This is a genomic window from Peribacillus sp. CSMR9 (genome assembly GCF_033141925.1).
Taxonomy (GTDB): Bacteria; Bacillota; Bacilli; order Bacillales; family DSM-1321; genus Peribacillus; species Peribacillus simplex_A.
The window spans coordinates 21,316-30,609 of sequence record NZ_JAOPHO010000055.1 but is presented as its reverse complement, the minus strand read 5'-3'; the positions used below and the strand labels follow the sequence as shown (position 1 = coordinate 30,609).

Sequence of the window (9,294 nt, the reverse complement as noted above, 5' to 3'; positions counted from 1 at the left end):
GTTTCACCAATTTTATGGATTTTACCAGTATAGTATAGAACACTTTCTGTTGTTGTCGTTTTACCAGCATCGATGTGAGCCATGATAACGATATTACGAGTGTTTGCTAAGGAGAACTCTCTTGCCATTTGTCTTTCTCCTTCCTTCTATAAGGATTTTATAGTGTTTGATCTTACCAGCGATAATGAGCGAATGCTTTGTTAGCTTCAGCCATTTTGTGTGTATCTTCACGTTTCTTAACTGCTGCTCCAGTATTGTTAGCAGCATCCATGATTTCATAAGCTAAACGCTCTTCCATCGTTTTTTCCCCACGAAGGCGAGAATAGTTTACTAACCAACGAAGTCCTAGAGTCGATTTACGGTCTGGACGCACCTCAACTGGTACTTGGTAGTTAGCTCCACCCACACGGCGTGCTTTTACTTCTAATACAGGCATGATGTTTTTAAGTGCTTGATCGAAAACTTCGATCGGCTCATTGCCAGTACGTTCTTTGATTAAATCAAATGCAGAGTAAAGAATTTTTTGTGATTTACCTCTTTGTCCATCAACCATTAATTTGTTGATTAAGCGAGTCACAAGTTTTGAATTATAAATCGGATCTGGTAATACATCTCTTTTCGTTACAGGTCCTTTACGAGGCATTATATTTCCTCCTTTCAAGAAAGTTTAATTTTTGTTTGAGATTATTTTTTTGCTGCTTTCGGACGCTTAGTACCGTATTTAGAACGGCCTTGCATACGATTGTTAACTCCAGCAGTATCAAGAGCACCACGTACGATATGATAACGTACCCCTGGTAAATCTTTTACACGACCGCCACGGATAAGAACCACGCTGTGTTCTTGTAGGTTGTGACCGATACCTGGGATATAAGCTGTTACCTCGATACCGTTTGTTAAACGTACACGCGCATATTTACGTAACGCGGAGTTTGGTTTCTTCGGTGTCATAGTACCCACACGAGTGCAAACACCACGTTTTTGCGGAGATGATACGTTAGTTTGTGCTTTTTTAAAGCTGTTGTAGCCTTTGTTAAGTGCTGGAGATTTTGATTTAACCTCTTTAGACTCGCGTCCTTTACGCACTAATTGATTAATAGTAGGCATTACATTTTTCCTCCCTTCACGTTTTCATTTCTAGTACCACACATCCAGGTGGTTCATAAATGGGTAAAAACAAAGTCTTTGCAAATATAATTGCAAAAACATTTTTACTTTTTAATGGCAACAGTTGCTGCTCCGACATCAATACCACATGCTTTGCCAAGCATTCTCATCGAATCAACATATGTGATAGGAACATCCAATTCTTTAGCGGTCTCAACGACACGCCCAGTCAAGTATATATCTGCATCATCAGCGATGATAACTTCTTGAATTAAATTGTTTTTAAGAGCTCTAACTGCTTGTTTCGTCCCTATAATCACTGACTTTGCCTGTATTACTTTTTCATAAGACATGGTCCATATCCTCCAAAGTTACAGGGTAACATAGGAGCACCTTTGCTATAGTATCATTAATAGTCGGATACTGTCAACTTCTTTCAAAAAATAATTCTAGCAAAAGGTTTTCCTTACATAATTCCATTACTATTTTCACTATGTCTAAAGGGAATATATTGGTCCTCATACGGCTTCAGTCAGCCATGAGTAATAAGAGAGACCAGCTCAATAAATACTGAGCCTTCAGCTCCAAGAATCCAGGAGTTCGGTTTTCAGTTTTACTAATTGAGCTGGTCCTTTTTCTTTTAATCCACTGTTACTGTATCGGCACTTTCATCACTTACAACGACCGGGTTTGCTTTTCTGTATCGAAGCATTCCTGTTCCTGCAGGGACTAGTTTACCGATGATGACATTCTCTTTAAGTCCTAGCAATTCATCACGTTTTCCTTTTATTGCTGCATCAGTCAAGACTCTAGTCGTTTCTTGGAATGAAGCGGCGGACAAGAAGGAATCCGTTTCTAGTGATGCTTTTGTGATACCTAGTAGTACAGGGCGTCCTGTAGCTGGTAATTTGTTAGTCAGCAATGCATCAGTGTTTGCTGTAGTAAACTGGTTAACATCCAATAATGTTCCTGGAAGCACTTCAGTTTCACCTGCATCAAGTACACGGACTTTACGCATCATTTGTCTAACCATTACCTCGATGTGTTTATCACCGATTTCAACCCCTTGCATCCGGTATACTTTTTGAACTTCATGAAGCAGGTATTCCTGCACAGTAAGTACATCTGTAACCTTCAGCAACTCTTTCGGATCGATAGAACCCTCTGTCAGCTCTTCACCGCGACGGACAGGAGTATCAACAGTTACTCTTAAGCGCGCTGTGTACGGTGCAGTATATGTGCGTGATTCAACTGCTCCTTGAACAACGATTTCCTGTTGTTTATCCCGAATTTCGTTAATCGAAACGACCGTTCCTTCGATTTCGGAAATGACAGCTTGACCTTTAGGGTTTCTCGCTTCAAATATTTCTTGGATACGAGGAAGACCTTGAGTGATATCGTCTCCAGCAACCCCACCTGTATGGAATGTACGCATCGTCAACTGTGTACCAGGTTCACCGATTGATTGAGCAGCAATAATACCGACTGCTTCGCCCACTTCAACTTCTTGACCGGTAGCCAAGTTGCGTCCATAACATTTTTTACATACACCATGGCTGGTATTACATGTAAAGGCGGAACGGATCCATGCTGTTTCAATTCCAAGTGATTCAATATAGTTCGCAAGATCTTCAGTAATTAGGTCGTTTTCAGCCACGATTACTTCATTTGTTTCCGGATGTCTGATCGCTTTTCTTGCATAACGGCCAATTAGGCGCTCTTCAAGATGCTCAATTATTTCAGTACCCTCTCTCAAGGCTGAAATTTTCAAGCCGCGGTCCGTTCCACAATCGTCATCACGGATGATGACATCTTGGGCAACGTCAACAAGTCGACGAGTAAGGTAACCGGAATCGGCTGTTTTAAGTGCTGTATCGGCAATACCTTTACGCGCACCATGTGTGGAGATGAAATACTCCAACACTGTTAAACCTTCACGGAAACTTGATTTGATCGGTAATTCAATGATACGTCCAGCCGGGTTGGCCATCAAACCACGCATACCAGCAAGCTGCGTAAAGTTAGAAGCATTACCACGGGCACCGGAGTCACTCATCATGAAGATCGGGTTGCGTCGGTCCAGTGAGTCCATAAGTTTGGACTGGATGGTATCCTTGGCAGCACTCCAAATTGAGATAACACGATCATAACGCTCATCTTCAGTGATTAGACCACGTCTGAATTGTTTTAAGACGTTATCCACTTTTGTTTGAGCCTCAGAGATGATTTCTTGTTTTTCTTTTAAAACGACAATATCAGCCACACCAACGGTAATACCAGCTTTTGTCGAATATTTGAATCCAAGATCTTTCATCCGGTCAAGCATTTTGGATGTCTCGGTAATTTTAAACCGTTTAAAGACCTCCGCAATGATATTTCCAAGAATTTTTTTCTTGAATGGATCAATAGCAGGTTGAGCCTTAATCAATTCAGGGATATTAGCGCCCTTTTCCACAAAATATTTCTCTGGAGTTTTCGTTTCCAGATTGTATCGTGTTGGTTCGTTAATATACGGGAATGATTTTGGTAAAATTTCATTGAAGATCAATTTACCGACAGTGGTAATTAGAAGTTGGCTGTTTTGCTCTTCAGTGAATGTTTCATTATTTAGTGAAGATGCATGTACGGCACAACGGGAATGCAAGTGTACATATCCGTTTTGGTATGCGAGTAATGCTTCACTTGTATCTTTAAAGATCATACCCTCACCGATAGCGCCTTCTCTTTCCAAAGTTAAGTAATAGTTACCTAATACCATATCTTGAGAAGGTGTAACGACAGGTTTACCATCTTTAGGGTTCAAAATGTTCTGTGCTGCAAGCATAAGCATACGTGCTTCGGCTTGGGCTTCAGAAGATAAAGGAACGTGTACCGCCATTTGGTCACCGTCAAAGTCAGCGTTGTAAGCTGTACACACGAGCGGATGCAAACGAATTGCGCGACCTTCAACCAACGTTGGTTCAAAAGCTTGGATACCAAGTCTATGAAGAGTCGGTGCACGGTTCAATAGTACTGGATGTTCTCTAATTACTTCTTCTAGCACATCCCAAATTTCAGGAGATAAACGTTCAATTTTACGTTTAGCAGATTTGATGTTATGCGCTAAACCTCTTTGAACAAGCTCCTTCATAACGAATGGTTTGAATAATTCAATCGCCATTTCTTTCGGAAGACCGCATTGGTACATCTTTAAGTTTGGTCCGACTACGATAACGGAACGACCAGAATAATCAACACGTTTACCAAGAAGGTTTTGACGGAAACGACCTTGTTTACCTTTTAACATGTGAGATAAAGATTTTAACGGACGGTTACCAGGTCCAGTTACCGGACGGCCGCGACGGCCATTATCGATAAGAGCATCGACAGCTTCTTGCAGCATACGCTTCTCGTTTTGAACGATAATGCTTGGCGCTCCAAGGTCAAGTAATCTTTTCAACCGATTATTACGGTTGATAACACGGCGATATAAATCATTTAAATCAGATGTGGCAAAACGTCCACCATCAAGTTGAACCATAGGACGAAGTTCCGGTGGAATAACCGGAAGCACGTCGAGGATCATCCATGATGGCTCATTTCCGGAGTTACGGAATGCTTCAAGAACTTCCAAGCGTTTGATTGCACGGGTTCTGCGTTGTCCTTGAGCTGTTTTAAGCTCCTCTTTCAACGACTCTACTTCCTTTTCCGTATCAATATCTTGTAAAAGTTTTTTAATAGCTTCCGCACCCATGGCAGCTTGGAACTTCTTACCGTATTTTTCACGGTATGTACGATATTCCTTTTCAGAAAGAAGCTGTTTCTTTTCTAAAGTTGTATCGCCTGTTTCAGTTACTACGTAAGATGCAAAGTAAATAACCTCTTCCAATGCCCGTGGAGACATGTCAAGAACAAGTCCCATACGGCTAGGGATTCCTTTAAAATACCATATGTGTGAAACCGGAGCTGCCAGCTCAATATGACCCATACGCTCACGGCGTACCTTAGCACGAGTGACTTCAACGCCACAACGGTCACAGACTACACCTTTATAACGAACACGTTTATATTTTCCACAATGACATTCCCAGTCCTTTTGAGGACCAAAAATTCTCTCACAGAATAAACCGTCTTTTTCTGGCTTTAACGTACGATAGTTGATTGTTTCTGGTTTTTTAACTTCTCCATGGGACCAAGAACGAATCTTGTCTGGTGAAGCAAGACCAATTTTCATATACTCAAAATTATTAACGTCTAACAAGGGGCCTACCTCCCTTTTAATCTCCAGGTTTAACCCTTGATTGCCGTCAAGTATCAGGCAATCATACACCGGATGATGGTTGATTGAATCAATAAGGCTCTAACAAGGCAGCATGATCTTCAAAGAAACATCTTGCTGCCAGTCAGAGCGGGTAATATATAACTAGATATGTTTATATTTGATTTTATTCTTTGACAGGAGCCCCTACTTCGGAAGCAACCATATCTTTAGTTTCTGAATCAAGGCTTAACTTGTCTGCTTGGTTGGCTTCTTCTTCATCTTCCAAATCTCGCATTTCGATTTCACGATCTTCGGCATTAAGAATTTTAACATCCAATCCTAAACTTTGAAGTTCCTTAATCAATACTTTGAAGGACTCAGGAACACCTGGTTCAGGGACATTTTCACCTTTGACAATCGCTTCGTACGTTTTAACACGACCAACGACATCATCTGATTTAACGGTTAAGATTTCTTGTAATGTATAAGCAGCACCATAAGCTTCAAGTGCCCATACTTCCATCTCACCAAAACGCTGTCCACCAAATTGCGCTTTACCACCAAGTGGTTGCTGCGTAACAAGGGAGTAAGGTCCAGTTGAACGTGCATGAAGTTTATCGTCGACCATATGTGCCAGTTTGATCATATACATGACACCAACGGATACACGGTTATCGAATGCTTCACCTGAACGGCCATCATAAAGGACAGTTTTTGCATCACGGGACATCCCGGCTTCTTCAATCGTACCCCAAACATCTTCCTCAGTAGCACCATCAAATACAGGAGATGCTACATGAATGCCAAGTGCGCGTGCAGCCATACCTAAGTGAAGCTCCAACACCTGACCGATGTTCATACGTGAAGGTACACCCAATGGGTTTAACATGATGTCGACTGGAGTGCCATCTGGTAAATAAGGCATATCTTCCTCAGGAAGGATCCTGGAGATTACCCCTTTATTACCATGTCGTCCAGCCATTTTATCGCCTTCATGGATTTTACGTTTTTGTACAATATATACACGTGCAAGTTGGTTTACACCAGGAGGAAGTTCATCGCCATCTTCTCTGTTAAATACTTTAACATCAAGAACGATTCCACCGCCGCCGTGAGGTACACGAAGTGATGTATCTCTTACTTCACGTGCTTTTTCACCGAAGATTGCATGTAATAAACGTTCCTCAGCAGTCAATTCCGTTACACCTTTAGGCGTGACTTTACCAACTAGAAGGTCTCCGTCTTTTACTTCTGCACCAACACGGATAATTCCGCGCTCATCAAGATTACGAAGCGCATCTTCCCCTACATTAGGGATATCACGGGTGATTTCTTCAGGCCCTAATTTTGTATCGCGTGATTCAGATTCATATTCTTCAATATGAATAGAAGTGTACACATCATCTTTAACCAATCGTTCGCTCATGATGATGGCATCTTCATAGTTATATCCATCCCATGTCATGAAGGCAACCAATACGTTACGTCCAAGTGCTAACTCACCTTTTTCCATTGAAGGACCATCAGCAAGAATCTCACCTTTTACAACGTTGTCGCCAACACTTACGATAGGGCGTTGATTATAGCACGTTCCTTGGTTAGAACGAATGAATTTTAATAGACGGTATTTATCAAGATTTCCTTTTACTTGCTGTCCGTCAACTTCACTTACCCTACGTACCCATACTTCACGTGATTCAACGTGCTCTACGATACCAGGGTGTTTACAGATGACAGCAGCACCGGAGTCTTTCGCTGAAACATATTCCATACCCGTTCCGACTCGAGGGGCTTCCGGTTGCAGCAAAGGCACTGCTTGACGTTGCATGTTCGCTCCCATAAGGGCACGGTTGGAGTCATCATTTTCCAAGAAAGGAATACATGCTGTCGCAGCAGATACAACCTGTTTAGGAGATACATCCATGTAATCTACGCGGTCACGCGGAACAACGGTATTTTCACCGCGGAAACGTGCAACAACGTCATTATCAAGGAATGACCCGTCATCTGATAGACGTACATTCGCTTGGGCAACTACATAATTATCTTCCTCATCAGCTGTTAAGTAATCGATTTGGCTTGTAATTTTGCCTGTTTCGGGATCCACACGGCGATATGGTGTTTCAATGAAGCCATATGGGTTAACCTTAGCAAAACTGGATAATGAGTTAATCAAACCAATATTTGGTCCCTCAGGCGTTTCAATCGGACACATGCGGCCATAGTGGGAATAATGAACGTCACGTACTTCAAAGCCCGCACGCTCACGTGTCAAACCACCAGGTCCCAATGCAGATAGACGACGTTTATGCGTCAATTCAGCCAACGGGTTCGTTTGATCCATGAATTGGGAAAGCTGTGAGCTTCCAAAGAACTCTTTAATTGATGCAATTACTGGGCGAATGTTAATTAGTTGCTGCGGAGTAATTGTATTCGTATCCTGAATAGACATTCTTTCACGAACGACACGCTCCATACGGGATAAACCAATTCTAAATTGGTTTTGCAGCAATTCACCAACGGAACGCAGACGACGGTTACCTAAATGGTCAATGTCATCCGTGATTCCCACACCATGCAATAAGTTAAAGAAATAACTAATGGAAGAAATGATATCAGCTGGAGTAATGTTTTTGACCTGGTCGGTCACATAGGCATTACCGATGATATTGATTACTTTTTCGCCTTCAGCATCGTTTGGTGCAAACACTTTAATAGGTTGAAGAAGGGTTTCTTCTTCTACTACACCACCTGATGGATGGAATGTTTTGAATCCGATTCCAGCTTCGATATGAGGCAGGATCCTATCAAGAGTCCGACGATCAAGCATTGTACCTTTTTCCACGATGATTTCTCCTGTTTCAGGATCAATCAAGGTCTCTGCAATACGCTGTCCGAATAAACGGTTCTTAATATGCAGTTTTTTGTTTATTTTATAACGACCTACATTTGCTAAATCATAACGTTTTGGATCAAAAAAGCGGGATACTAAAAGACTTTTCGCGTTATCGACAGTAGGTGGTTCACCTGGGCGTAGACGCTCATAGATTTCTAGCAATGCTTTTTCTACACTCTCGGTGTTATCCTTTTCAAGAGTGTTGCGAAGGTATTCGTTGTCTCCAATCAAATCAATGATTTCTTGATCTGTTCCGAATCCAAGGGCACGCATCAATACCGTGATAGGCAATTTCCTGGTGCGATCGATTCGAACATACACAACATCCTTGGCGTCTGTTTCATATTCAAGCCATGCACCACGGTTAGGAATAACGGTCGCAGAGAATCCAAGCTTACCGTTTTTATCCATTTTCCCATTGTAGTAAACACTCGGTGAGCGCACTAATTGGGATACAATTACCCGTTCAGCACCATTGATTACAAATGTACCTGTTTCAGTCATCAGCGGGAAGTCGCCCATAAATACATCCTGGTCTTTCACTTCCCCTGTTTCTTTGTTAACAAGGCGCACTTTCACTCGAAGCGGTGCAGAATACGTAACATCGCGTTCTTTTGTTTCTTCTACAGAATACTTCGGCTCAGCTAAGCTGTAATCGATGAATTCTAACGATAAATTACCTGTAAAATCCTCAATAGGAGAAATATCCTGGAACATTTCCTTTAAACCTACATCTAGAAACCATTGATAAGAAGCTGTTTGAATTTCAATCAGATTCGGAAGATCCAAAACCTCACTGATTCTTGCATAACTTCTACGTTGGCGGTGTCGTCCATACTGAACAAGTTGACCTGTCAACTGATTCACCCCTTAAATCAAGCGTTATAAGGATCCAATTGCCTCGGAAAAGGAATCATTTCCATAGACAAAAAGAAAATGGTTTTTATTTTAAAAACCACTATTTCTCATAAAACGAACTATTATTTATATATTTTTCCCATATTATCCATTGGTTATACACCAATGGTATAAAAATTGCATAGTTACGGAA

Annotated in this window: 6 protein-coding genes; all 6 read right to left on the bottom strand. The window is 41.6% G+C overall.

Annotated features, from left to right (window positions below; all coding sequences use genetic code 11):
• Positions 1-128, bottom strand: a 128-nt coding sequence (locus N9I19_RS19075; protein WP_317778686.1) for a GTP-binding protein, incomplete at its 3' end; no start/stop codon positions are given.
• 44 nt (positions 129-172) lie between these two features.
• Positions 173-643, bottom strand: coding sequence for a 30S ribosomal protein S7 (gene rpsG / locus N9I19_RS19070; RefSeq protein WP_048677878.1), 471 nt, complete (start codon positions 641-643; stop codon positions 173-175).
• A gap of 41 nt (positions 644-684) precedes the next feature.
• On the bottom strand, positions 685-1,107 hold the full coding sequence (gene rpsL / locus N9I19_RS19065; RefSeq protein WP_061440379.1) for a 30S ribosomal protein S12: 423 nt from the start codon (positions 1,105-1,107) through the stop codon (positions 685-687).
• 104 nt (positions 1,108-1,211) lie between these two features.
• Positions 1,212-1,460 carry a 50S ribosomal protein L7ae-like protein gene (locus N9I19_RS19060; RefSeq protein ID WP_034305040.1) on the bottom strand — a complete coding sequence of 83 codons (249 nt, stop codon included), beginning with the start codon at positions 1,458-1,460 and terminating at the stop codon, positions 1,212-1,214.
• Between the two features lie 287 nt (positions 1,461-1,747).
• Complete coding sequence (gene rpoC / locus N9I19_RS19055) at positions 1,748-5,347, bottom strand: DNA-directed RNA polymerase subunit beta' (RefSeq protein WP_317778685.1); 3,600 nt, start codon at positions 5,345-5,347, stop codon at positions 1,748-1,750.
• A gap of 184 nt (positions 5,348-5,531) precedes the next feature.
• On the bottom strand, positions 5,532-9,101 hold the full coding sequence (gene rpoB, locus N9I19_RS19050; protein WP_125162621.1) for a DNA-directed RNA polymerase subunit beta: 3,570 nt from the start codon (positions 9,099-9,101) through the stop codon (positions 5,532-5,534).
• Between the last annotated feature and the right edge of the window lie 193 nt (positions 9,102-9,294).

Coding starts and splice junctions, on each gene's coding strand:
- rpsL (WP_061440379.1), bottom strand. CDS start 1,107: ATGCCTACTATTAATCAATTAGTGCGTAAAGGACGCGAGTCTAAAGAG.
- rpsG (WP_048677878.1), bottom strand. CDS start 643: ATGCCTCGTAAAGGACCTGTAACGAAAAGAGATGTATTACCAGATCCG.
- N9I19_RS19060 (WP_034305040.1), bottom strand. CDS start 1,460: ATGTCTTATGAAAAAGTAATACAGGCAAAGTCAGTGATTATAGGGACG.